At 72.0% G+C, this 23,489-nt stretch carries 24 protein-coding genes and 1 pseudogene; 9 read left to right on the forward strand and 16 right to left on the reverse strand.

Annotated elements, in window-relative coordinates; translation table 11 throughout:
- Positions 1-47 precede the first annotated feature (47 nt).
- Genes JHD21_RS04095 through JHD21_RS04115 form a run of 5 tightly spaced genes read right to left on the reverse strand, consistent with a single transcriptional unit; the run spans position 48 to position 3,817 of the window.
- Positions 48-1,232 (reverse strand): MarP family serine protease, encoded by a 1,185-nt coding sequence (locus JHD21_RS04095; RefSeq protein WP_292671853.1) that lies wholly within the window; start codon positions 1,230-1,232, stop codon positions 48-50.
- A 7-nt stretch (positions 1,233-1,239) separates the two neighbouring features.
- Entirely contained in the window at positions 1,240-1,977 is a 738-nt protein-coding gene (locus JHD21_RS04100; protein WP_292671854.1) for a CoA pyrophosphatase, read from the reverse strand.
- Entirely contained in the window at positions 1,974-2,594 is a 621-nt protein-coding gene (locus JHD21_RS04105) for a TlpA disulfide reductase family protein (protein ID WP_292671855.1), read from the reverse strand. The genes JHD21_RS04100 and JHD21_RS04105 overlap by 4 nt, the downstream gene beginning before the upstream one ends.
- On the reverse strand, positions 2,591-3,307 hold the full coding sequence (nth, locus tag JHD21_RS04110) for an endonuclease III (protein WP_292671856.1): 717 nt from the start codon (positions 3,305-3,307) through the stop codon (positions 2,591-2,593). The genes JHD21_RS04105 and nth overlap by 4 nt, the downstream gene beginning before the upstream one ends.
- 42 nt (positions 3,308-3,349) lie before the next feature.
- On the reverse strand, positions 3,350-3,817 hold the full coding sequence (locus tag JHD21_RS04115; protein ID WP_292671857.1) for a CBS domain-containing protein: 468 nt from the start codon (positions 3,815-3,817) through the stop codon (positions 3,350-3,352).
- Positions 3,818-3,935: 118 nt separating this feature from the next.
- On the opposite strand from JHD21_RS04115, the gene JHD21_RS04120 reads away from it, so the two are divergent.
- From JHD21_RS04120 to JHD21_RS04135, 4 genes are all read left to right on the forward strand, one after another.
- Positions 3,936-5,213 carry an ArsB/NhaD family transporter gene (locus tag JHD21_RS04120; protein WP_292671859.1) on the forward strand — a complete coding sequence of 426 codons (1,278 nt, stop codon included), beginning with the start codon at positions 3,936-3,938 and terminating at the stop codon, positions 5,211-5,213.
- A gap of 138 nt (positions 5,214-5,351) precedes the next feature.
- On the forward strand, positions 5,352-6,029 hold the full coding sequence (locus JHD21_RS04125) for a Crp/Fnr family transcriptional regulator (RefSeq protein WP_292671861.1): 678 nt from the start codon (positions 5,352-5,354) through the stop codon (positions 6,027-6,029).
- 68 nt (positions 6,030-6,097) lie between these two features.
- Positions 6,098-6,346, forward strand: coding sequence for a hypothetical protein (locus JHD21_RS04130; protein ID WP_292671863.1), 249 nt, complete (start codon positions 6,098-6,100; stop codon positions 6,344-6,346).
- The gene (locus JHD21_RS04135) at positions 6,343-7,605 is read left to right on the forward strand and encodes a hypothetical protein (protein WP_292671865.1); all 1,263 of its coding nucleotides are present in this window, start codon (positions 6,343-6,345) and stop codon (positions 7,603-7,605) included. The genes JHD21_RS04130 and JHD21_RS04135 overlap by 4 nt, the downstream gene beginning before the upstream one ends.
- On the opposite strand, the gene JHD21_RS04140 is transcribed toward JHD21_RS04135, so the two are convergent.
- Genes JHD21_RS04140 through JHD21_RS04160 form a run of 5 tightly spaced genes read right to left on the reverse strand, consistent with a single transcriptional unit; the run spans position 7,587 to position 10,491 of the window.
- Positions 7,587-8,393 (reverse strand): MBL fold metallo-hydrolase, encoded by an 807-nt coding sequence (locus JHD21_RS04140; RefSeq protein WP_292671867.1) that lies wholly within the window; start codon positions 8,391-8,393, stop codon positions 7,587-7,589. The two genes, JHD21_RS04135 and JHD21_RS04140, sit on opposite strands and share 19 nt — an antisense overlap.
- On the reverse strand, positions 8,390-9,259 hold the full coding sequence (locus tag JHD21_RS04145; protein ID WP_292671869.1) for an NUDIX domain-containing protein: 870 nt from the start codon (positions 9,257-9,259) through the stop codon (positions 8,390-8,392). Before JHD21_RS04145 ends, JHD21_RS04140 begins: the two co-directional genes overlap by 4 nt.
- Positions 9,260-9,727: a RidA family protein gene (locus JHD21_RS04150; protein ID WP_292671871.1), complete on the reverse strand. Its 468-nt coding sequence runs from the start codon at positions 9,725-9,727 to the stop codon at positions 9,260-9,262.
- Positions 9,728-9,732: 5 nt separating this feature from the next.
- On the reverse strand, positions 9,733-9,888 hold the full coding sequence (locus JHD21_RS04155) for a hypothetical protein (RefSeq protein WP_292671873.1): 156 nt from the start codon (positions 9,886-9,888) through the stop codon (positions 9,733-9,735).
- A 9-nt stretch (positions 9,889-9,897) separates the two neighbouring features.
- Positions 9,898-10,491 carry a YdeI/OmpD-associated family protein gene (locus JHD21_RS04160; protein ID WP_292671874.1) on the reverse strand — a complete coding sequence of 198 codons (594 nt, stop codon included), beginning with the start codon at positions 10,489-10,491 and terminating at the stop codon, positions 9,898-9,900.
- A gap of 150 nt (positions 10,492-10,641) precedes the next feature.
- Between JHD21_RS04160 and JHD21_RS21875 the strand changes: the two are divergent.
- Positions 10,642-10,803, forward strand: a pseudogene (locus tag JHD21_RS21875) (type IV toxin-antitoxin system AbiEi family antitoxin domain-containing protein); the annotation flags it as partial.
- A gap of 776 nt (positions 10,804-11,579) precedes the next feature.
- Here the strand turns inward: JHD21_RS21875 and JHD21_RS04165 are convergent.
- From JHD21_RS04165 to JHD21_RS04175, 3 genes are read right to left on the reverse strand one after another with little or no spacing between them, the layout of a single operon-like run.
- Positions 11,580-12,245, reverse strand: a complete 666-nt coding sequence (locus JHD21_RS04165) for a VOC family protein (RefSeq protein WP_292671876.1) — start codon at positions 12,243-12,245, stop codon at positions 11,580-11,582.
- Positions 12,246-12,274: 29 nt separating this feature from the next.
- On the reverse strand, positions 12,275-12,901 hold the full coding sequence (locus JHD21_RS04170) for a CoA transferase subunit B (RefSeq protein WP_292671878.1): 627 nt from the start codon (positions 12,899-12,901) through the stop codon (positions 12,275-12,277).
- Positions 12,901-13,695: a CoA transferase subunit A gene (locus JHD21_RS04175; RefSeq protein ID WP_292671880.1), complete on the reverse strand. Its 795-nt coding sequence runs from the start codon at positions 13,693-13,695 to the stop codon at positions 12,901-12,903. The genes JHD21_RS04170 and JHD21_RS04175 overlap by 1 nt, the downstream gene beginning before the upstream one ends.
- Positions 13,696-13,756: 61 nt before the next feature.
- Between JHD21_RS04175 and JHD21_RS04180 the strand changes: the two genes are divergently transcribed.
- Entirely contained in the window at positions 13,757-14,845 is a 1,089-nt protein-coding gene (locus JHD21_RS04180) for a hypothetical protein (protein WP_292671882.1), read from the forward strand.
- A 161-nt stretch (positions 14,846-15,006) separates the two neighbouring features.
- Here JHD21_RS04180 and JHD21_RS04185 read toward each other — a convergent pair whose 3' ends face one another.
- Positions 15,007-15,573 carry a hypothetical protein gene (locus JHD21_RS04185; RefSeq protein ID WP_292671883.1) on the reverse strand — a complete coding sequence of 189 codons (567 nt, stop codon included), beginning with the start codon at positions 15,571-15,573 and terminating at the stop codon, positions 15,007-15,009.
- 98 nt (positions 15,574-15,671) lie between these two features.
- Positions 15,672-18,341 (reverse strand): AAA family ATPase, encoded by a 2,670-nt coding sequence (locus JHD21_RS04190; RefSeq protein WP_292671885.1) that lies wholly within the window; start codon positions 18,339-18,341, stop codon positions 15,672-15,674.
- 52 nt (positions 18,342-18,393) lie between these two features.
- Here JHD21_RS04190 and JHD21_RS04195 point away from each other — a divergent pair, with 52 nt between their 5' ends.
- Positions 18,394-19,395 carry an ArsA-related P-loop ATPase gene (locus JHD21_RS04195; RefSeq protein ID WP_292671887.1) on the forward strand — a complete coding sequence of 334 codons (1,002 nt, stop codon included), beginning with the start codon at positions 18,394-18,396 and terminating at the stop codon, positions 19,393-19,395.
- Positions 19,392-20,585 (forward strand): ArsA-related P-loop ATPase, encoded by a 1,194-nt coding sequence (locus tag JHD21_RS04200; protein WP_292671889.1) that lies wholly within the window; start codon positions 19,392-19,394, stop codon positions 20,583-20,585. The genes JHD21_RS04195 and JHD21_RS04200 overlap by 4 nt, the downstream gene beginning before the upstream one ends.
- 99 nt (positions 20,586-20,684) lie before the next feature.
- On the opposite strand, the gene JHD21_RS04205 is transcribed toward JHD21_RS04200, so the two are convergent.
- The gene (locus tag JHD21_RS04205) at positions 20,685-20,972 is read right to left on the reverse strand and encodes a WhiB family transcriptional regulator (RefSeq protein ID WP_292671891.1); all 288 of its coding nucleotides are present in this window, start codon (positions 20,970-20,972) and stop codon (positions 20,685-20,687) included.
- Between the two features lie 371 nt (positions 20,973-21,343).
- Between JHD21_RS04205 and JHD21_RS04210 the strand changes: the two genes are divergently transcribed.
- A partial coding sequence (locus JHD21_RS04210) for a transglycosylase domain-containing protein (RefSeq protein WP_292671892.1) occupies positions 21,344-23,489 on the forward strand: 2,146 nt, incomplete at its 3' end.

Raw genomic sequence — 23,489 nt, forward strand, 5'->3', positions numbered from 1 at the left:
GCGTTACTGACGTGCAGTAGCGCCGAGTCGCCGACGTGTCGAGACGGTCAGCCTGCACAGTCGCCTGTGGAGACCTCGTCCTGGTTGGTCACACCCAGCGCGGCCGCCTGGGCGACCGCCGCTGCGGTCAGTGCGTAGCCGGTGTCGTCGTCGGTCACCGACGCGGCGAAGACCACGCCCACGGCCTCGCCGGACGAGCTGACGATGGGCCCGCCGGAGTTGCCCGGACGGACCAGTCCGCGCAGGGAGTAGACCTCGCGGATGACCTTGCCGTCGCCGTAGATGTCGGGTGAGCTCAGCCGCTGCTGGTCCCGGATCCGGCCCGCCCGGACGTCGAACGGCCCGTCCTCGGGGTAGCCCAGGATCGCGATGGAGTCGCGGGACCTGGCCGGCGCCTCCGGGTCGTTGAACGGCAGCAGGGCGATCGACCCGCTGTCGAACTCGAGGACCGCGATGTCGAGCTCGGGGTCGTACTCGACGACCGTTGCCGGAACGGTGTCGTCGCCGACCACGACCTCCGGGTCGTCCACCCCGGCCACGACGTGCGCGTTGGTCATCAGCCGGTCCTCGGAGTAGACGAAGCCGGTGCCCTCGACGCCGCGCCCGCAGTCGTTCGTGCCGCGGATCTTGAGCACGGACTCCCCGGCGCGGACCACGTCCGGGTCGCGCTTCATCCGTGCATCCCCGGGGCTGACCTCGACGATCCGCTCGGGTGAGAACGGCTCGAGGTAGCGGGGGAAGAACGTCGTGCCGACGACGTCGTTGAAGGCGTCGAGGAACTGCCCGGCCGCGGCCGGCATGACCTCGTTGACCTTCGCCAGCACGGTGGAGCCGCGCACCGACCCGGTGATCCCGTCGATCCGGGACCCGGAGATGGCCACGCCGAGCGCCCAGGCGACGACGAGCACGGCCGCCGCGCTGAGCGCGGCACCCCCGACCGCGTCGACGGCACGGGCGGGCTGCCAGGTGATCCGGTCCCGGATCCGGGCGCCGACGTACTGGAGGAGCCCCTGGCCCAGCGAGGCCGCCAGGATCACGATGAACAGGGCGCCGAGGGAGACCAGCAGTGACGGGTCCGCGTCACCCAGGGCGATCGGCGCCAGCCAGACGCCGAGGAGGCCGCCGAGGAGGAGGCCGGAGGTCGCGAACGCCCCGGTGACGAACCCCTGCCAGTAGCCGGACAGCGCGTAGGCCAGGACCACGGCCACGAGGATCCAGTCGAGGACGTTCACCGCGGGCTCACGGACGCCGCCGCAGGAAGTCGGTGTTGGGCTTCGGGAGGTCGTCGAGGTCCTCGGGGCTCAGCACGCGCCGGCCGACCAGCATGTAGTCGGGCAGCTCCTGGACGGGGGCGTCTGGGAGGTCCTCGATCCAGCCGAGGTACTCGAACAGCCGGGCGATCACCCCGGCGGTGAACCCCCAGCAGATGACGTCGTGGTCGTCGCCGATGAGGAAGCCCGGGCTGGTCCAGCCGGGCACCGGACCCTGGACGACGATCCGGTGAGCCGGGTCGCGCAGCTCGGTGAGAGGGACCCGGTAGACCGCGTGCACCTCGTCGGGCGAGACCACGCTCACGTGGCTGGACTCCCGCCACCAGCCGAGCACCGGGATGACCGAGAACCCGCTCGGCGGCAGCCACAGCGGGGGGAGCTCGGCGAAGACGTCGACCCCGTAAGGGTCCAGTCCGGTCTCCTCGAGCGCCTCCCGCAGCGCGGTCTGCTCGGGCGTCTCCCCGGGGTCGATGGCTCCCCCGGGGAAGGACACCTGCCCGGGGTGGGAGCGCATCGTGTGGCTGCGCTCGGTGAGGAGCAGGTCCGGCCCGTGGTCGGGGTGCTCGCCGAACAGCATGAGCACCGCCGACTCGCGGGTCTCCTCGTCCTCCGGCGGCATGAAGCGGGTGAGGTCGTGGACGGTGATCGACCGGGCGGCGTCCTCGACGGGGCGCAGCCAGTCCGGCAGGCCCGGGTGCCGGGTCACAGGCTCACCCCGAGGTGCTCCTCGACCAGGCCGTGCAGCTCGTCGCCGGACTCCACGGCGCCGAACTTCTCGTAGGTGATCTCCCCGGTCTCGTCGACGAAGGCGAGGTAGGGATAGCCCCGCACCCGGGCGAAGGTGTCGGTGTCCTGGAGGTCGCCGCCGGGGTCGGCGAGCTGGGGGTAGGTGACGCCGCGGTCGCGCAGCTGTTCGAGCGCGGTCCCGGGGAACACGTCGGTGGAGTCGATGCCGAGCACGGGCACCCGATCGCCGTAGGTCTCGTGGAAGGCCTGCAGGATCGGCATCTCCTTCTCACAGGCCGTGCACGCGGACTGCCAGATGTTGATGACCATCGGTCCGCGGAGCGAGGAGAGGTCGACGGCGGGACCTCCCCCGAGGCACGCCACCCGCACGGCGGGCAGCGCGCCGCCGCCCGGGCCGGGCGCGCAGTCCTCGATGCCGGCCTCGGCCTTGAGGTCGCGCAGCTCCGGCGTGTCGACCTCGACCGACGAAGCCGGCGGCCCGCCGTCGTACGTCAGGACGTCGGCCTTGCCGTCGTCCCCGGAGCAGCCCGAGAGCACCACCACAGCAGCCACGAGGGCGACCAGGGCGCGGCTCATGCGCGCCCCTCGGTCCTGAGCAGCTTGGCCGCCACCTCGGGATCGGTCGGCCCGGCGCCGTACGACGGGCAGAGCTTGGCGACCGGGCAGGCACCACAGGCCGGCTTCTGGGCATGGCAGCACCGGCGGCCGTGCCAGATGAGGTGGTGGCTGAGCATCGTCCAGTCCTTCTTGGGGAACAGCGCCCCCACGGCGTGCTCGGCCTTGACCGGGTCGGTCTCCTCGGTCCAGCCGAACCGGCGGGCGAGCCGGCCGAAGTGGGTGTCCACCGTGATGCCGGGGATCCCGAAGGCGTTGCCCAGCACGACGTTGGCGGTCTTGCGGCCGACGCCCGGCAGCTCGACGAGGTCCTTGAGCCGGGGCGGCACCTGGCCCTCGTGCCGCTCCACCAGGGCGGCGCTCAGCTTGAGCAGCGACTCGGTCTTGGCCCGGAAGAACCCGAGCGGGCCGATGATCCCCTCGAGCGTCTCCCGGTCGGCCGCCGCCATCGCGGGGGCGTCGGGGTAGGCGGCGAACAGCGTCGGCCGGACCGCGTTGACCCGCTTGTCAGTGGTCTGGGCGCTCAGCACGGTCACGACGAGCAGCTCGAAGGGGTTGTCGAAGTCGAGCTCGCACCTCGCGTCCGGGTAGGTGTCGGCCAGGACCCGGTCGATCTTGCGCGCCTGTCGCACCAACCCCGTGCGGGTAGGCGGAACGGCGGCAGCGCGGGGCACGCGGAAAGGATAGGCGGCAGGGCCGACGTCCCGGAGTGCGCGTCAGTCGGCCTTGGCCGGGGGGAGGAGGCGGCCCAGGAGGTCGTAGATGCTCACGGCACCGAGCAGCGCCGCGCCCTTGCCCTTGCCGTCGAGCACCGCGACCAGGGGAGAGCGGTTGGCGGCCATCATCGCGGCCAGCTCGAGCACGGTGTCGTCGTCGTTGGCCACCGGCAGGGCAGGACGGTCCTTGGGCACGAGCTCCTTGACGGTGTGGTCGGCGAGCTTGTCGCAGATGGAGTCGGCGAACCCCTCGTCCAGCACGCGGGCCAGGGCCGGGTCGTCCTGGACGTAGGACGGGACGAGTGCCCGGAGCACCTGGGACCCCGGGAGGACGGCGACCGGGTGGTTGTTCTCGTCGACGACGATCAGCCCCGGGCGGTTGTGCTCGGTCAGCAGGCGAGCCGCGGTGAGCGCGTCGGTCTCCATCCGGACGGTCGGGTAGGGGACGGCGAGGTCGCGGGCCTTCACCTCGCGAGCGTACGCCGGAGAGCCGGCGTCCAGGAGCCTCTAGGGTGGGTCCTGGTGTGCCGGGAAGTCTGGTCGGCGTTGAGCCTCGACCACCCCGAAACCCCTCGAACGGAGCCCTGTGGACGCCGTCCTCGCCGTCACCGTCTTCGTCGGGGCCTACGCCTTCCTGGTCGCGGACCGGGTCCACCGGACCAAGGTGGCGCTGGTGGGCGCGGGGCTGGTCCTGCTGCTGCACATCAGCGACGCCGAGGCGGCGTTCTTCGACGAGGAGAGCGGCGTCGAGTGGAACGTCGTCTTCCTCCTCCTCGGGATGATGGTGATCGTCTCGGTGCTGCGGCAGACCGGGGTCTTCGAGTACGTCGCGATCTATGCGGCCAAGCGGTCCAGGGGCAGGGCCTACCGGCTCATGGTCATGCTGTGCGTGCTCACCGCCACCGCCTCCGCCGTGCTGGACAACGTGACTACGGTGCTGCTGGTCGCCCCGGTGACGTTCCTGGTCTGCGACCGCCTGGGCCTGCGCCCCGTGCCGTTCCTCATCGCCGAGGTGCTCGCGTCCAACATCGGTGGCGCCGCCACGCTGGTGGGCGACCCGCCCAACATCATCATCGCCAGCCGGGCCGACCTCACCTTCAACGACTTCCTCGTCAACATGGCGCCCTGGGTCGTCGTGCTGATGGTCGTCTTCTGCCTGATGTGCCGGGTGCTGTTCCGGACCGCGTTCGTCTACGACCCCGAGCGGGCGGACGCGGTCATGCTCCTCGACGAGCGGGAGGCGATCACCGACAAGCGGCTCCTGGTGACCTCCCTCATCGTGCTCGCCGGGGTCGTCGCGGCCTTCGTGCTCCACCCCGTCCTGCACTACGAGCCGTCGGTGGTGGCCCTGCTCGGAGCCGGCATCCTCGTGCTGGTCACCCGGGTCGAGATCAGCGACGCGCTCAGCGAGGTGGAGTGGCCCACGCTGGCGTTCTTCGGTGGCCTCTTCATCATGGTGGGCGGGCTGGTGGAGACCGGGGTGATCGAGGACCTCTCCACCGCGATGGCCGATCGGACCGACGGCGACCTCGGGCTCGCGTCCATGGTCCTGCTCTTCGGCTCCGCGGTCCTGTCCGCGATCGTGGACAACATCCCGTACGTCGCCACGATGTCGCCGGTGGTGGTCGGGCTGGTGCCGACCATGCCCGGCAACAGCGAGGCCCTGTGGTGGTCCCTGGCGTTCGGCGCCGACCTGGGTGGCAACGCGACGGCGATCGGGGCCTCGGCCAACGTCGTGATGCTGGGCCTGGCGGAGAAGGCGGGGCACCGGATCGGGTTCTGGGAGTTCACGAAGTACGGCCTGGTGGTCACCGTGGTCACGGTCGGGCTGACCGCGCCGTACATCGCCCTGCGCTACCTCTGAGGTACCGCTGAGGTCCGACCGACGCTCCACCCGGCGAGGGTGGTGCCTGTGACCCACTCCACTGGTTAGGATTCTGGCGGTGGCCGGTCGTCGGCGCCCGAAGGGCGCTGCCCGAGCGCGCAGTCGAGAGGAATCACCGTGGACAACGACGTACTCCGTCAGGCGCCGCTGTTCAGCGCCCTCGACGACGAGGCAGCCACCGCCCTGCGGTCGTCGATGGCCGAGACCCGCCTGCGCCGCGGAGACGTGCTGTTCCACGAGGGTGACACCGGCGACAAGCTCTACGTCGTCCTCGACGGCAAGGTGAAGCTCGGACGGACGTCGTCCGACGGCCGGGAGAACCTGCTGGCCATCCTCGGGCCGGGCCAGATGTTCGGCGAGCTGTCGCTGTTCGACCCCGGCCCCCGCTCGGCGACGGTCACCGCGGTGACCGACTCGACGTTCGCCTCGCTGTCGCACGAGGACCTCCTGCGCTGGCTCGAGGGCCGCCCGGTCGTCGCCCGCGGGCTGCTCGCCCAGCTGGCCGGACGGCTGCGCAAGGCCAACGACGTCGTCGCCGACCTGGTCTTCTCCGACGTCCCCGGCCGGGTGGCCAAGGCGCTGCTCGACCTCGCCGACCGCTTCGGCCGCACCGCCGACGACGGCGTCCACGTCCACCACGACCTCACCCAGGAGGAGCTCGCCCAGCTGGTCGGCGCCTCCCGCGAGACCGTCAACAAGGCGCTGGCCGACTTCGCGTCGCGCGGCTGGCTGCGCCTCGAGCCCCGCTCGGTCGTGATCATGGACGTCGAGCGCCTGGCTCGCCGCGCCCGCTGAGAAATCCCGACCGCACCGACCCCCGAACCCCACCGCTCCGGCGTAGGAGCAGGTGACAGGGGGCCGACATGCCAGGCAGCACGGACACCACCCCGGAGCAGCAGTTCCGCGAGTTCGTGCACGCCCGCACGCCGGCCCTGTCGCGCACGGCGTACCTCCTCACCGGGGACGCCCACTTCGAGGACCTCACCGAGGTGGAGGCCGCCGCCGCGCTGGGTATCAGCACCGGCACCGGGAAGTCGACGACCCGCCAGGCCCTCGGCCGGCTGCGCGTCCTGGCCCCCGAGCTGGCCGAGCTGATCGGGGGCGCGTCGTGAGCGCCGACGACCTGCGTCGCGAGCTGGACCTGATCGCGGACCGCGCACCGGTCGTTGACGTGCCGGCCGACGCCTGGCACCGCGCCCGAGGGATGAACGGTCGGCAGCGCGTCGTCGTGCTCGGTGCGACGGCTGCGGTCGTGGCCGCGATCGCCGCCGGGATCGTCTGGCTACCCGAGCGCACCCCTGAGCCGGTGGCCGACGGCTCCGCCGCCGTCCCCACCCGGCTCTACTCCGTGCCGGACGGGGTTGACGAGCGGGAGACCGACCTGTCCATCGGGGGGGCCGCGGCCGCTTGGCTCCAGATCGACGAGTCGCAGCTCGAGCTCAGGTCCGTCCCGGTCGTGGTGGGCGCCGCGGACGGTGCCTACCACCAGCTCGACCTCCCGGGGTTCACCGGCGGCGAGCTCGACGGCCTGGCGGCGGCCACGGTGTCGTTGTCGTCCGACGGCCGCTCGCTCGCGTACCCGTACGAGGAAGCGGACGAGGGTGGCATCCGGGTGGTCGACCTGGAGAGCGGTGAGTACGTCACACATCAGCTGCCCGACGGCGGTGCGACCTCGGTGGAGGTCATCACCTGGTCACCGGCTGGCGGGTGGCTCGCGTGGGGCGGAGAGCGGGAGGCTCGCGGGTACGTGGCCGTGGTCGGCCGGATCGACCTGGACAGCGGTGCGGTGGACGACCTCAGCGGCAACCGCTACCAGGGTGCCGGCGTCGGGGTGCGCGACGACGGGGTGGTGGCGATCGGGCTCGGCCGACGTATGGAGCTCTGGTACGCCGCCGCCGACGTCTCGCAGGTGGCCGTCGAGACCTACGGTCGGCGGATCGTGGCGGACTCAGCCGGCCGGTTCGCGACGCAGGGACCAGGACAGGTGGTCGTCGTCGACGGCACCCAGGTCGACATCCTGAACAACCGGCCCGGCGGCTCGTCCGAGATCGTCCCGATGGGCTGGGTGGGGGACGAGCTCGTCGTCGTCACCTCCAACTTAGACGGCGACGGGGACCTCCGGGTCGTGGCGCCGTCGGGTCAGGTCACCCGGTCGCTGACCCGCGTGGACGCCGAGCTCGTGGAGTCCCTCTCGGTGGCGGTCGACCTGATGGGCGACGAGCCCCGCACCGTCTACCGCGCGAAGCCGGACTGGGGGTTCGACTGGGGCACCTGGTGGACCTTCGCCGGCATCGGGGTGTCGATCTCCGTGCTGCTGGTCCTCGTGGGGATCCTGGTCGCGCTCCTGCGGCGTTATCTGCCAGCCAGGTAGGCGAGCTGGGCGCGCACTGACCACTCGGCCGCGCCCCAGAGCGACTCGTCGACGTCCTGGTAGACGATCTCGACGACCTTCCGGGGGAGCTCCTCGTCCTCGAGGTCGGGTTTGTCGATGTTCAGCTGCTGCAGGGCCCCCTCGACCTGCGCGAGCCGTTGCCTCCGGTGCACGAGGTAGTACTCCAGGACGCCGAGGGCGTCGTCCAGGACCGGGCCGTGCGCGGGCCACAGGGTCTCGACGGATCCCGACGCGGCGAGGTCGCGCATCCGCTCGATCGACTCGAAGTACGACCCCAGGTCGCCGTCCGGCCAGGCGATGACCGTGGTCCCGCGACCGAGCACCATGTCGCCGGTGAGCAGCGTCTTCTCGGCCGGAAGCAGCAGCGAGAGCGAGTCGTCGGTGTGGCCGGGGGTGAAGACGACCTCCAGCCGGAGGCCGTCGACCTCGACGACCTCGCCGTCGGTCAGCGGGTCGGCGTCGAAGGTGTAGGTCGGCCGCCACGAGCGCACCGGGCAGCCCTTGCGGCGGCCGAGCTCCTCGGCGGTCTCGGAGTGGTCGAAGTGGTGGTGGGTGACCAGCACCAGGCCGACGTCGCCGGTCTCCTCGTCGAGGAGGTCGAGGTGGCCCTCCTCGACCGGCCCCGGGTCGACCACCACGGCCTGCGACCTGCCTGGTTCGCGGAGCACCCAGGTGTTGGTGCCGTCGAGGGTCATCAGGCCCGGGTTGGGCGCCAGCAGGCACCGGGCCCGCTCGCCGAACGTCCCGCCGGACCAGGACTCGGTCATGCCGGGTGCCGAGCCTCGAGCACCGGCCGCAGGTGCGGCGGGATGGACAGCGTCCATCCGTCGCCCAGCGGCTCGACGCCCGGCGTGTGCATCTCGGCCGTGCGGCCGTGCGCGGCCTCGATCACCTCGACCGGGTCGGCGTACTGGCTGACCTCGAGGGAGGTCAGGTAGGTCGGCGGCATCATCAGCATGTCGCCGGCCTCGGCCATCGCGACCGCGTCGGCGGCCGGCAGCCAGGTGACCTCCGAGGACTCGGTCGAGACGTCCCGGGTGCGCTGGCCCTCGGGCAGCAGGGCCACGAAGAACCAGGTGCGGTAGCGCTTCGGCTCGAAGACCGGCGTCAGCCAGGCCCCCCAGACCCCGAGCAGGTCGGTGCGCAGGACCAGGCCGCGGCGGTCGAGGAAGTCGGTCATGGCCAGCTCGCGGGACTCCAGGGCGACCCGGTCGGCCTCCCAGTCGTCGCCCGTGGTGTCGGCGACCACGTCGTCCGGCGATGTACCAGCGAGGAGGACGCCCGACTCCTCGAACGTCTCGCGCACTGCTGCGCAGACCAGCGCGCGCGCCTGGTGCTCGTCGCACCCGAGCCGCCGCGCCCAGTCCGCCTGCGAGGGCCCGGTCCAGGCGACGTCGTGGTCGAAGTCGCGCGGGTCCACCCCTCCGCCGGGGTAGACGCACATGCCGGCGGCGAAGTCCATCGAGACCTGGCGGCGCAGGTAGTAGACCGACGGCCCGTGGTCCGACGACCGCAGCAGGATGACGGTCGCGGCGTCCCGCGGCTCGACCGGCGCCTTGAGGCCGTCCTCGTACTCCTTGGCCGCCTCGACCACGTGCTCCGGCAACGGGATCGGCGGGATCGGGATCTTCACTCAGTCGCCCGCGAGCTCGACCAGGATCTCGACCTCCACCGGCGCGCCCAGCGGCAGCGCTGCCACGCCGACGGCGGACCGGGCGTGCACGCCGGCGTCACCGAACGCCGTGCCGAGCAGCTCGGAGGCGCCGTTGACCACGCCGGGCTGACCGGTGAAGCCGGGCGCGCTGGCCACGAAGCCGACGACCTTGACGACCCGGGTGACCCGGGCGAGGTCGCCGATCTCGGCCTTCACGGCGGCGATCGCGTTGAGCGCGCACTGCTGGGCGCACGCGTACGCCTCCTCGGCGGTGACACCCGCACCGACGAGGCCGGTCGCCATCAGCTCGCCGGCCCGCATCGGCAACTGACCGGACGTGTAGACGTGGTTGCCGGACCGGACGGCGGGGACGTAGACCGCGACCGGCGGGACCACCTCCGGGACGTCGAGGCCGAGCTCGGCGAGGCGCTCCTCCGGGGTGCTCATCCGGGTCAGCCCTCTTCGGGTCGCTTGAGGAAGGCCACCAGGCCGCCCTGGGCGTTGGTGTGGATCGCCACCAGCTCCCAGCCGTCGCTGCCGAAGTTGTTGAGCATCAGGGCCTCGTTGTGGAGCGGGATGGGCGCCACCTGGTACTGCCACTTGGTCATGCGGGCACGTTACTCAGGTCGTGCCTTCTGCGGGTACGGCGTCTCGTGCCGAGCCAGCATCGCGACGAACTCCCGGATCTTGCGCTCCCGGGTCTCGGCCCTCTTCACCGCGTTGAGCCGGTGGTAGAGCGCGAACCGGTTGGTCTTGGTCAGCACGTCGAACATCCGCTGCGCCTCGGGCTGCGCGGCGATCGCGTCGAGGAGGTCGGCCGGGACCTCGGCGACCGAGGACGCGGCGTACGCCGCGGCCCACCGGCCGTCCGCCTTGGCCGCCTCCACCGCGGCCCGGCCCGCTGCGCGCATCCGGCGCTGCCTCTCCAGCTGCTCCACGAGCTGGACATTGCGCTGCGACCACATGCTCCGGGCCCGGCGCGGCGTGATCCGGATGGTGTAGCTGCCCTCGTCCCGCTTGCCGCCCTGACCGTCGATCCAGCCGTAGCAGAGCAGCTCCTCGACGGCCTGCGCCCAGGTCAGCGTGGTGTCGGTGCCGCCCTTCCTGGTCAGCACGAGGCGTACGCCGTCGGACGACGCGTGGTTGTCACGCAGCCAGGCCCGCAGCCCGGCCTGGTCCGGGACCAGCAGCTCGGGCAGCTCGGTCGCCATTCCCCTACCTCACCAGGCGGCACCGACAGTGTGGAGCCCTGGATGAGCCCAGCTCATCCACAACTCCACAGAGGAGAACGGGACCGGTTCGTCCACAGACGTCGTCGGCGCGGCCACGACGAGTGAGCCGGGCGCTGGAGCATCGACGACATGGAACCCACTGACGGGCGGTCCGCGAAGGCGCGCCGGGAGGTCGAACGCCTGCGCAGACAGCAGCAGGGCCTGGTGTCGCGGCGACAGGCGTTGGAAGCAGGCATGACGAGGACCGAGATCGCCCGGCTGCTGCGTCGGGGCACGTGGGTGGCCGTGCACGACGGCGTCTACATCGGCCACCACGGCCCCCGGACGTGGGCGGAACGGGCCTGGTCTGCCGTGCTCTGGGCGGGGCATGCCGCGCTGACGCACGAGAGCGCGCTGCGCGCGGCCGACGGCCCCGGTCGACGCGGGAGGCACGACGAGGTGATCCACGTCGCGGTCGCGAGGGCGCGACGGCTGAACCCACCGCCCGGGGTCATGGTCCACCGGACCGACCACCTCGAGGAGCGGGTCCAGTGGAACCTGGGGCCACCGCGGATCCGCTACCACGACGCCGTTCTCGACGTGGCTGCGGCGAGCGCAGATGACCTGGCCGCCGTCGCGGTGCTCGCCGACGCGTGCGGGTCGCGGCGGACGACCGCCCACAAGCTCCTCGAGGCACTGGGCCGTCGCACGCGCATCCCGCGCCGGGCGTGGCTCGCCGGCATCCTGGCGGACGTGGCGACCGGTACCTGCTCCGTCCTCGAGCACGGCTACCTCGACCGCGTCGAGCGGCCGCACGGTCTCCCGGTAGCCCGTCGCCAGAAGCCGAGACCCACCAGCGGGGGAGGCACGCTCCAGGACGCGGCGTACGAGCAGTGGCAGACGCTGGTGGAGCTCGACGGCCGGATGTACCACGCGTCCACGGAGGCGAGGTACGACGACCTCGACCGCGACCTGGACAACGCCGTCGAGCACGACGAGCTCACCCTCCGAGTCGGCTACCGGCAGGTCTTCCGCGATGGCTGCGCCACGGCCGAGAAGGTCGGCGCGGTGCTCACTCGCCCGGACCGTCAACCCGGCAGGAACGCGCAGAACTCGTTGCCCTCCGGGTCCGCCATCACCGTCCAGCGCGGCTGGCTGCCCAGGACCGTCGCGCCGGCGCCGGTCAACAGCGCGAGGTCGGCGGTCTGGACGTCCCAGTGGATCCGGTTCTTCACGGTCTTGGGCTCGGGCACCGAGTTGAACACGATGCTCTCGAACGGCGCGCCGGGGATCTGCCGGACGGAGTACCAGCCCTCGTCCTCCTGCTCGACGACCTCGGCACCGAGGACGTCGGCCCACCAGTAGGCGACCGGGCGGGGGTCGACGGAGTCGACGCCGAGCTCGCTGAGGCGGTAGTCGGCCACGGTGTCGCGCTCGAAGACGCACAGCTCGCCGCCCTCTGGGTCGCGGAGCACCTTCCAGGTGAAGGAGTCGAGGTCCTCAGGCGTGGCTCCCAGGGCCAGGACGTCGTCGACGGAGCGGGCATAGACGTCGAGGTGCACGCGCTGCTTGACCGTGACCGGCTCGGGGACGGTGTTGATCCAGACCCGGTGCTCCGGCGTGGGCCCGTCGAGCTGGGCGTCGCCGTCGTCGTGCGGGACGTAGGTCAGACCGAGGACCTCGGCCCAGAACCGTCCCAACCGGTCCGCGTCGACAGCGTCGATGCACAGGTCCTGCCAGGTCGCGATCGCCATGTCCCGACCCTAGAACGGGCCGCCGACGCTCAGACCAGCTCCGGCTCGGTCTTCTCCCGGACCTCGTCCTCGTTGACCCCGGGTGCGAGCTCGACGAGCGCCAGACCTGCGGGTGTGATGTCGACAACGCACAGGTCGGTGATGATCCGCTGCACGACACCGCGGCCGGTGTAGGGCAACGAGCACTCGTTCACGATCTTGTAGGACCCGTCGCGGGCCACGTGCTCCATCAGCACGATGACCCGCTTGGCGCCGTGGACCAGGTCCATCGCACCGCCCATGCCCTTGACCATCTTGCCGGGGATCATCCAGTTCGCGATGTCTCCCTTCGCGGAGACCTGCATGGCGCCCAGGATCGCGGCGTCGATCTTGCCGCCGCGGATCATCCCGAACGACGTCGCGGAGTCGAAGAACGAGGCGCCGCGGCGCAGCGTCACGGTCTCCTTGCCGGCGTTGATCAGGTCCGGGTCCTCCTCGCCCTCGAACGGGTAGGCCCCGACGCCGAGGATCCCGTTCTCCGACTGCAGGACCAGCTCGACGTCGTCGGCGACGTAGTTGGGCACCAGCGTCGGGAGCCCGATCCCGAGGTTGACGTAGGAGCCGTCGGTCAGCTCCGAGGCCGCCCGAGCCGCCATCTCCTCACGCGTCCACGCCATCAGGACTCTCCTCGCGGCCGCACGGTTCTCTTCTCGATCCGCTTGTCCGCGGCTTGTTCGGGAGTGAGCGCGACGACCCTCTGCACGAACACGCCAGGGGTGTGCACGTGGTTGGGGTCCAGGTCGCCGGGCTCCACGAGCTCCTCGACCTCGGCGATGGTGACCCGCCCGCACATCGCGGCGAGCGGGTTGAAGTTGCGCGCGGAGTCGCGGTAGACGAGGTTGCCGTGCCGGTCGCCCTTCCAGGCCCGCACCAGCCCGAAGTCGGCCACGATCGCCTCCTCGAGCACGAACTCCCTCGCCACGACCTGACCGGTGCCGTCCTTGGTCTGGAAGGTCCGGGTGTCCTTGGGCGGCGAGGACACGACGACGTTGCCGTCGGCGTCGTACCTCCAGGGCAGCCCGCCCTCGGCGACCTGCGTGCCGCCGCCGGTGGCGGTGTAGAACGCCGCGATGCCCGAGCCACCGGCGCGCATCCGCTCGGCCAGCGTGCCCTGCGGGGTCAGCTCGACCTCGAGCTCACCGGCGAGGTACTGCCGCGCGAACTCCTGGTTCTCCCCGACGTACGACGCCACCATCCGCCGCAGCCGCCCGGCGCCGAGCAGCAGGCCCAGCCCCCAGTCGTCGACGCCGGCGTTGTTGGACACCGCCTCGAGGTCGGTCGTGCCCGCGTCCAGGAGCGCCGCGATGAGCACCGACGGGATGCCGCACAGCCCGAAGCCGCCGACCGACAGGGTCGCGCCGTCGGGGATGTCGGCGACCGCCTCGGCCGCCGACGAGACCACCTTGTCCATGACCCGCACGGTAGTCCCCACTGGGGTCGACGGGCCGCCGGGCCCGACGTACCGTCGAGACATGGATCGACGGGGGGTTGGGGCAGTGGTCCTCGCCTGGGTGCTGCCCCTGGTGGCCGCCACGCTCGTCCTGGTGCCGGCCGGGCCGTCCGGGGCCCTGGCGGCGCCCACCCTGACCGTCACCGTGCGCGACGACCCGGCACAACCGCACTTCGTGTCCGGGGCGGGCCGCCTCGTCGCCGTGGACGTGACCTCGGCTGGGGGTGCCGCGGAGGACGTGACCGTCACCTTCTCCGGGCCGGACCTCGCGGCGAGCCCGGCCGCTGCCGACCTCGGGACCGTGACTGGCACGGAGACCGCTGTCACCCGGGTGAGCCTCCTCTCGGGCGGCTTCCACACCCTCACGGTCGAGGTCGCATCCACGAACGCGGGCCCGGCCACCGCGTCGCTGCCTCTGTTGTGGTCGGCCGGAGGGACGCCGCTGCCGGCCACGGGCAACCTCACCGGCCGGCACTACGGCTGGCGCGTCGACTTCTACGAACCCCACGTGGGCTACCGGCACGAGGACTTCCAGCTCTCGTTCCTGGACGACCACCGGGCCTTCATCGGTGCCGCGCCGAAGGGCCGCCCCCGGTGCCCGAGCGTGGTCGAGCACGGCTACACCGGCTGCGTCCCTTACCGCTACGACGTGTCGACAGGCCTGGTGACGATCGGAGATTTCATCGGCCGGGTGCTCGGCAACGACCTCTACCTCAGCGGGATCGGGCGAGCCGAGACGTCCAACTCGGTGAGCGAGCGTGTCGTCTCCCAGCGTTGGCGCTACGTGCGCAACCGCCTGGTGCTCGACGGCCGCTGGCGCTGGGACGACCTGCGCGGCGGTGGCACCCGCTCCGTGATCGACCTGGCTCTCCGACCGGACCGGACCTTCAGGCTGGTCACCGGGACCGACGTCCGGCCCGTCGAGACGACCGGCACGTTCCGGATCCCGCGCCACGGGAAGCTGGTCCTGCTCGGCACCAACGGCCGTGAGGTGCACACGCTGGCCGTCCGGCTCGGGCCCGACGGCAGGCCCGCTCCCGGGCTCGGCGTCTGGTTCACCGCGCCGACCGACGGCACCCTCGCGTCGTTCCGTCTCGACCCGGTGACCTGACGCGACAGACGACGCGCCCACCCGACCGCCGGGGCGGAGGGGGTGGGCGCGCCGCTCTGGGACCGCGAGCCACCGACGCTCTTCGAGCCGGGTCCCGGTCCGGTGTGCGACCGAGTTCGCGGGTCAGAGGGTCTGGGCTCAGAGGGTCCGGGCTCGGCCGGTCATGCCACCTGGTCGAGGCAGAGGATGACCACGGTGAAGGCGTCGGTCTGGGCGTTCTTGTCGATCCGGACCGACCAGCTGTTGGTCGACCCAGGGGTCGGGAAGGACTCGAGGACCTCCGAGGTGTTGGCGATGCTGGCCGGGCCGCCGGACAGGAGGATGTCGCCGGCGTTGCAGGCCATCGCCTTCGCGAAGGTGCCGTCGCCGAGCGCTGTGCCGGCGTCGGTCGCGGCCTCGGTCTTGTAGACCGTGCTGCGGGCGTACGCCGAGGGGCTCAGGCCGCCCAGGGTGCTGGCGTTGCCGGCGTTGCCGGCCCCGACCAGGGTGCTCTCGTCGATGTCGTCGCCGGTGAGGGTGTCCGGGGCGACCTTGGCGCCGGTGACCGCGCCGTCCTTGAGGTCGACGGTCTTGACCTGGCCGTTCTTGATGGACTTGCTGACCACGCTGTCCTTGGCGACGGCCGCGTAGGCCGCGCCGCCGCTGAGGACCAGGACGAGGGCCAGCAGGCCCAGCCACTGCGCCCGCACCAGTCGGGCGATGGAACCGAGGATCCGGTTGGTGTTCATGAGGTTCTCCTTGCGTCGGTGCCGGCATCGGGTTGCCGGCTCGTCGATGACGCTAGGTATCGGGAGACACCCCTATCTATTGCGGAAAACCCCCATGGTTAGGCCTCCGGCACCCCCGGGAGACGGGCCGCGAGCTGGGTGCGGGAGCGCACGCCGAGCTTGAGGTAGGCCCGGCCGAGATGCGCCTCGACGGTGCCGACCGACACCCCCGTACGCCGGGCGATCTGCTTGTTGCTCAGGCCCTCGGCGGCGAGCCGGGCGGTGGTCTCCTCCGCCGGCGTGAGCGCGTCGGCGGCCCGCTTCTGGCGGCCGCCGACCTTGGCCAGCTCGGCACGCGCCAGCTCGCTCCAGCCCTCGGCCCCCATCCGGTCGAACCCGTCACGTGCCCGCTCGAGGGCGGCCCGGGCCGCGCCCCACTGGCGCTGGCGCCGCAGCGCGCCCCCGACCGCCAGGCAGGTCCGCGCCTCGTCGGGCCGGAACCCGAGGTCGGCGAGCCGGTCCGCGGCCCGCACCATCAGCGCCTCCGCCTCGGCGGGCGAGAGGTCGCCGGTCGCCAGCCCCAGCAGGGCACGACCGCGGTCCACGCTGGCCTGGCCCCACGGGTTGGCCTGGGCGACGGCGTGCCGCTCCAGCCACGCCAGCACCTCGGTGGCCTCGTCGTGGCGGGCGTCCGAGGTCAGGGCCTCCACCAGGTCCGGGGTGACCGGGAACGTACCCGGGTTGGTCACCCCCGCCCGGACGACCCAGTCCCAGGCCGCGCGGAGGTGGCGGGCCGCCCGTTCCGGATCTCCGTCGAGCAGCGCGGCGACCCCTCGCAGCCGGGTCGTCTCGAGCTCGATCCAGCCGTGCCCGAACGCCGCCGCCCACTCGGCCGTCCGGCGCGCCCAGTGCTCGCCGGTGACCGCGTCGCCGGCCAGCACCGCGACCGCGGCCCGGAGCAGGTCCTCGTCCTTGGACTCCTTGTCCGGCATCAGCGCGTCGTCGAGGGCGGCCAGGAGCTCCCGAGCCTCCGCGAGCCGGCCGCTGCGGACCGCGACCTCGGACAGCCCGAGCTGGTTCTCGACGACGTCGCGCATCCGCCCCTGCTCCTCGGCCTGGGCCAGGTCCTTGCGGATCACCGCGTCGGTCTCGGCGAGGTCACCGCGCCACAGGTGCCACTTGCTCCAGGCGTGGGGGTTGCCCGTCTCGGGCTCGCGACCGGTGTGCACCAGGTACCAGTCCCGGCCGATCCCCTGCTCGGCCCCGAGGGCCGCGGCCGCCTCGGCGTCCGCCAGGGCCTGGTCGACACCGGACACCCGGATCCCGAGCCGGACCATGGCCCTCGTCTGGAGCGCGGTGGCCGTGACCCCGGGGTCCGCAGCGCACTCGTCGAGGGCGCGTTGCACCCAGTGCTCGAGGTTGGCGACGCTGCCCACGATGCCGTCGAGGATGGACAGGCAGGCACTCCCGCGCTCGGGACCGAAGGGGAGCGAGGCGATCTCGGGCTCGATCCGTGCGGAGAGCCGGCCGGCCTCGCCCGCGGCGGCGAGCCGGTGCGCCAGCGCGATGACGCGGGCCGGACGGGCCGGGGAATCCGCCGGTGTGCGCTCCAGTGCCAGCTCGGCCAGCTCGGCCGCGTCCTGGACCGCACCGCGGTCGGCAGCGCCCGCGGCGGCGGTGCTGAGCGTCTCGGCCAGGTCCTCGTCCGGTTCGGGCCGGGCCAGCGCTCGGTGCCGGGCGCGTGACTCCTCGGTCGGCGCCAGCTCGGCCAGCCGGTCGTGCATCGCCCGGACGAGTCCCGGGGACACCGTCTCGCGGGCGGCCGCCGCCAGGAGCGGGTGCGAGGGACGCACCCGGCCCGAGGCCGACATCGTGACGAGCCGGTCCCGGACCGCCTGCTCGACCGCCGGCACCCCGACCAGCCGGGTCAGCACCGTCTCCGGGAGGTGCGGGTCGACCGACAGTGCGAGCAGGACCTGACGGTGGTCCTCGGACAGGTCGCGCACCCGCAGGCCGAGGACCGTGGCGAGCTCCTCGGGGACGCCGAGCGGCTCGCCCAGTGCCGGCTCGCCGCGGCGCTGCAGCACTCGCCCGATCTCCAGCGCGTGCAGGGGGTTCCCGCGGGACTGCTCGTGGACCAGGCGCGCCACCCGGGGGGAGGTGGTCAGCCCGAGCTCCTGGACGAGCAGGTGGGCCACCTCGGTCACCTGGAGCGCCCGCGGCTCGACCAGCCGCAGGCGGCGGCGTACCAGCAGCCCCTCCAGCAGCGTCCGGTCGAACCCGGCCCGACGGGTGAGCAGGAACTGGACGCCGTGCCCGGCCAGCCGCCTGGCCGCGAAGGTCAGCGCCTCGAGCGAGGCCAGGTCGGCCCACTGGACGTCGTCGATGCCGATCACCAGGTGCTGGGTGCCGGCCAGGCCGGCCAGCACCGACTCCAGCGCGACCCCCACCACCTGCAGGTCGACGGGCTCGTCCGACGCCGCCCTCATCAGGACGACCTCCAGCGCCCGACGTTGCGGCGGGCTCAGTGTGGCGCCGGCCAGGTCGACGTCACGCAGCAGGTCGGTGAGCACCGAGAACGAGTAGCGGCCCTCCCCCTCCCCGGGGGTCGCCACCAGGACGCGGGCGCCGGCCCCGGCCGCCACGTCGACGGCGGCCTCCCAGAGCTGGGTCTTGCCGAGCCCCGCCTCGCCGGTGAGCACCAGGGCGTCGTCGGTCCTCTCGTGCAGGAACGCCGACATCTCCGCGAGCTCGTCGTCGCGGCCGACCAGGGGATGCCGAGCGCCCATGACCGGACGGTAGTCGCCGACGGGGTCCGGCGCACCGCCTACGCTTTGCGCCGTGAGCACCGACTGGCCGCGCGTGCGCCTGCACGTCGTGACCGGCAAGGGCGGCACCGGCAAGACCACCGTCGCCGCCTCCCTGGCGCTGGCGCTGGCCTCGCACGGCAAGCACGTCCTGCTCTGCGAGGTCGAGGGCCGGCAGGGCATCGCCAGGATCTTCGACGTCGAGCCGTTGCCCTACGAGGAACGCCGCCTCGCGACGGGTCTCGCGGCCGGCGGGAAGTCCGCCGGGACGGTGCACGCGCTGAGCATCGACCCCGAGGCGGCGCTGCTCGAGTACCTGGCCATGTACTACAAGCTCGGCCGCGCCGGCCGCGCGCTGGACCGGTTCGGGGTGGTCGAGTTCGCGACCACGATCGCGCCCGGGGTCCGCGACGTCCTGCTGACCGGCAAGGTCTTCGAGGCGGTGCAGCGCAACAGCCGCAACAAGGGCGCCCGGCAGTACGACGCCGTCGTGCTGGACGCCCCGCCGACCGGACGGATCAGCCAGTTCCTCAACGTGAGCGACGAGCTGGCCGGGCTGGCCAAGGTCGGCCCGATCAAGCACCAGGCGGACACGATGATGACGCTGTTCCGCTCGCCCCGGACGGCCGTGCACCTCGTGACCCTGCTGGAGGAGATGCCGGTGCAGGAGACCGCGGACGGGATCGAGCACCTGCGGGAGGCGGGGCTCCCGGTCGGTGGCGTCGTGGTCAACCTGGTCCGCCCCCGCGACCTCAAGGTCAAGGACCTGGCCGCCGCGCGCAAGGGCGCGCTCGACCGCGGCGCCATCGAGGCCGATCTGGTGACGGCAGGAGTGGACGTGGACGACGCCCTGCTCGACGGGCTGCTGTCGGAGGCGCGTGACCACGCCGAGCGACGGGCGCTGGAGGACTCGCAGCGCAAGATCGTGAAGGCGCTCGGCATCCCGGCGTACGAGCTGCCCCGGCTCGCGGGTGGCGTCGACCTCGGCGGTCTCTACGAGCTGGCCCAGGCGCTCCGGGACCAGGGGCTCGCATGAGTCCGTCCCATCCGCGTGCCCACCCGCGGGTCGGCCCGCTGGCCGCCAGGTCGACGACGCCGAGGTCGCTCGACGTGGACGCCCTCATCGACGACCCCGCCACCGGGATCATCGTCTGCTGCGGCTCCGGCGGGGTCGGCAAGACCACCACCTCGGCGGCTCTGGCCCTGCGCGCGGCCGAGCGGGGGCGCAAGGTCGTGGTCCTCACCATCGACCCGGCGCGCCGGCTGGCGCAGTCGATGGGCATCGAGGCGCTGGACAACACCCCGCGGCCGGTCTCGGGCGTCGGCGGAGCCGCGGAGCACGGCGGTTCGCTCGACGCCATGATGCTGGACATGAAGCGGACCTTCGACGAGGTCGTGGAGAGCCAGGCCACGCCGGAGAAGGCCAAGCAGATCCTGGAGAACCCCTTCTACATCGCGCTGTCGAGCTCGTTCGCCGGCACGCAGGAGTACATGGCGATGGAGAAGCTGGGCCAGCTCCAGCGTGACGCCAAGCAGACCGGCACCTACGACCTGATCGTGGTCGACACACCCCCGTCGCGGTCGGCGCTCGACTTCCTCGACGCGCCCGAGCGGCTGTCGTCCTTCCTGGACGGCCGGTTCGTCCGGCTGCTCCTGGCGCCGGCCCGCGGCCCGGCCAGGCTGATGACCGCCGGCCTCGGCCTGGTCACCGGCGCCCTGTCGAAGATCCTGGGCGGGCAGCTCATCGGCGACCTGCAGACCTTCGTCGCCGCGCTCGACACGGTCTTCGGTGGGTTCCGGGCCCGGGCCCAGCAGACCTACGCCCTGCTGCAGGCCGACGGCACGGCGTTCCTGGTGGTCGCCGCCCCCGAGTCCGACGCGCTGCGCGAGGCGGCGTACTTCGTGGAGCGCTTGAGCGAGGACCGGATGCCTCTGGCCGGACTGGTGGTCAACCGGGCCACCCCCGCGCCCGCCGGGGAGCTGTCCGCGGACGAGGCGATGACGGCGGCGGGTCGCCTGCAGCGGGCCGGCGGCGGCTCGGTCACGGCCGGCCTGCTGCGGCTGCACGCCGACCGGGTCCGGATGTGCGAGCGTGAGGCGGTGCTGCGGGGCAGGTTCGCCGCCGCGCACCCGCAGGTGCCGACGGTCGTGGTCCCGGCGCTGGCCGGTGACGTGCACGACCTGGAGGGGCTGCGGAAGGTCGGAAATATGCTGGCGGCCGGCTGAAGGTCACTTTCGTGACGTCAACCGGCCGCGAGCTCTACGCCCTGACGCGAGTGCAGTTCCCCCGTCAGGACGGGTCTGGGGGTGGTGCGGTGGGTGTGGTCAGGCGTTGACCACGGTCTCGGTCGCCCTGGTGCGGGCGGCTTCGAGGACCGAGCGCCACGAGGCGTTCGGCCGGCGACGGAGGAGCGCCCGGCGCTCACGCTCGGTCATCCCGCCCCAGACGCCCCACTCGATCTGGTTGTCCAGAGCCTCGGCGAGGCACTCGGTGCGAACCGGGCAACCGGTGCACATCTGCTTGGCCTTGTTCTGCTCGGCCCCGCGGACGAAGAGCTCATCCGGCTGTGCGCTCCGGCACACCGCCTTGGGGGTCCAGTCCTCGATCCACATCTCTCTGCCCACCGATCTCCGAGATATTGCTGTCGCCCTTGAGGGGCTGAAGGGTCCCGGGTTTGGTGCCCTCCCCGTAGGAAGAAAGTTACGAAGTAAACAACCTTGGGGGCAGCGGGCGATCGATTCGAGTCGCATAGTTCGAAATGACTAGAGCCGACTAGTCATTTCGGGCCAGGGGGTGCGCCGATCGTTGTGGCAGTGCTGAGGGTCGGGTGAGGATCTGAGCGTGGACGCCCCTCTCGGGCGTTGACCGGGCGTGGGTGAGGCGTGGCTCGACCCCAGGATTCCACAGGTACCCCAGGGGGTATACCCCGGACTTTCACGAAACGGTCACTTGGGCTCGCTCGATTAGTCTGGGGGCCGTGTCCATGCCCCGCAGCGAGCGTCTCCCCGCCCACCGGGTGCTGTCGCACCTCGTGGTCATGGCAGCGGTGTCCGTGGTCCTCGGCGTCGTGGTCGCCGGCCTGGCCATCCCTTTCGCGGGGCTCGCCGGCGTCGGCACCCAGAACCTCGCCGACACCATGGAGGAGCTGCCCCAGGAGCTGACGGCGGACGAGCTGCCCCAGCGCAGCCTGATCCTCGACAACAAGGGACAGGTGCTCGCCACCCTCTACGCCGACGGCGGCAACCGGGTCAACGTGCCGCTCCGGCAGGTCTCCCGGATCATGGTCAAGGCCCTGGTGGCGATCGAGGACTACCGCTTCTACGAGCACGGCCCGCTCGACTTCAAGGGCACGTTGCGGGCGATGATCACCAACCAGGCCAACGACGGCGTGGTCCAGGGTGGCTCGACGATCACCCAGCAGCTGGTCAAGCTCACCCTCATCCAGCAGGCGGACTCGCCGGAGGAGCAGGCGGCGGCGCAGGACAACACCTACGCACGCAAGTTCAACGAGCTCCGCTACGCCGCAGCCCTGGAGGAGGAGCACTCGAAGGACTGGATCCTCGAGCGCTACCTCAACACCGCCTACTTCGGTGACGGTGTCTACGGCATCCAGATGGCGGCCAAGCACTACTTCGGCGTCAACGCCAGCCAGCTGAAGGCCAAGCAGGCGGCACTGCTGGCCGGGATGGTGAAGAACCCGACCGACTACGACCCGACCAACAGCGAGGACAAGGCCATCGCGCGGCGCAACGTCGTGCTCGACCGGATGGCCGAGCTCAACGTGATCACCCAGGAGAAGGCCGACCGGCTCAAGGAGCAGGACCTCGGTCTCGACGTCCAGCCCTCCCAGAACGGGTGCGTCAGCACCAAGGCACCGTTCTTCTGCGACTACGTCCTGGACTGGCTGTCCAAGGACACCCGCCTCGGCAAGACCCCGGAGGACCGGCTCCGCCTGCTGCAGACCGGGGGCCTGACGATCCGGACCACGGTCGACGTCGGGATGCAGGCCACCGCCGACAACGCGGTCCGGGCGCACGTCTTCCAGCGCGACCAGGCCATCGGCGCCCTCGCCGTCGTCGAGCCCGGCACCGGCAACGTCAAGGCCCTCGCCCAGTCGCGCCCGATGGGCCGCAAGAAGCGGGCCGGCGAGACCTACATCAACTACGTGGTGCCGCAGAAGTTCGGCGACTCGCAGTGCTGCCAGGCCGGCTCCACGTTCAAGATCTTCACGCTGGCGGCGGCCCTCGAGCAGGGCATCCCGCTGAACAAGGTCATCGACTCCCCGCCGGTCAAGACGTTCAACTACAACGACTTCGAGACCTGCCCCGGCGAGCCGGGGTTCGGCTACGGCACCTTCGAGGTCCCCAACTCCACCACCAGCGGCCGCAAGAACCTCTACTCCGGCACGCGCGAGTCGGTCAACACCTTCTACATGGCGCTCGAGCAGGAGACCGGCGTCTGTGCGCCGTTCGAGATGGCCAAGGCCATGGGCGTCGACCTCACCAACCCCCGGGGCGACCGGCAGGGCAACGGCGCGGAGCTGATCCCCAACTTCACCCTCGGCACCCCGAGCGCCAGCCCGCTCGAGATGGCCGAGGCGTACGCGACGGCCGCGGCCCGCGGACTGCACTGCAACTCGCGGCCGGTCTCGGAGATCCTCGACTCCGCGGGCAACCAGATCCGCGAGTACTCGCCCAGCTGCGCGCAGGTCATGGAGCAATCCACCGCGGACGCGATCAACGACGTGCTGCGCGGCGTCATCGAGGGTGGGTTCGCCTCGGCGCAGGCCCTGGACCAGCCGGCCGCCGGCAAGACGGGCACGACCGACGGCGGCAACTCGGTGTGGTTCGTCGGCTACACGCCTCAGCTCGCCGCGGCCGCGATGATCGGCGGCGCCAACGAGTTCGGCACGCCCATCGGTCTGACCGGCCAGACCATCGGGGGCAGCTACATCTCCTCGGCGTCCGGGTCCGGGTTCGCAGCCCCGATCTGGGGTGACGCGATGAAGATCTACGACGACTTCCTCGACTACGAGGACTTCGTCTACCCGTCGACGGTGCCCGGGGCCGGCGAGACCTCAGCCGCCCCGCCGCCGTGCACGCGCCGCTGCGGTGGCGGGGCGGCTGAGG

Source organism: Nocardioides sp. (genome assembly GCF_016462705.1).
Lineage (GTDB): Bacteria > Actinomycetota > Actinomycetes > Propionibacteriales > Nocardioidaceae > Nocardioides.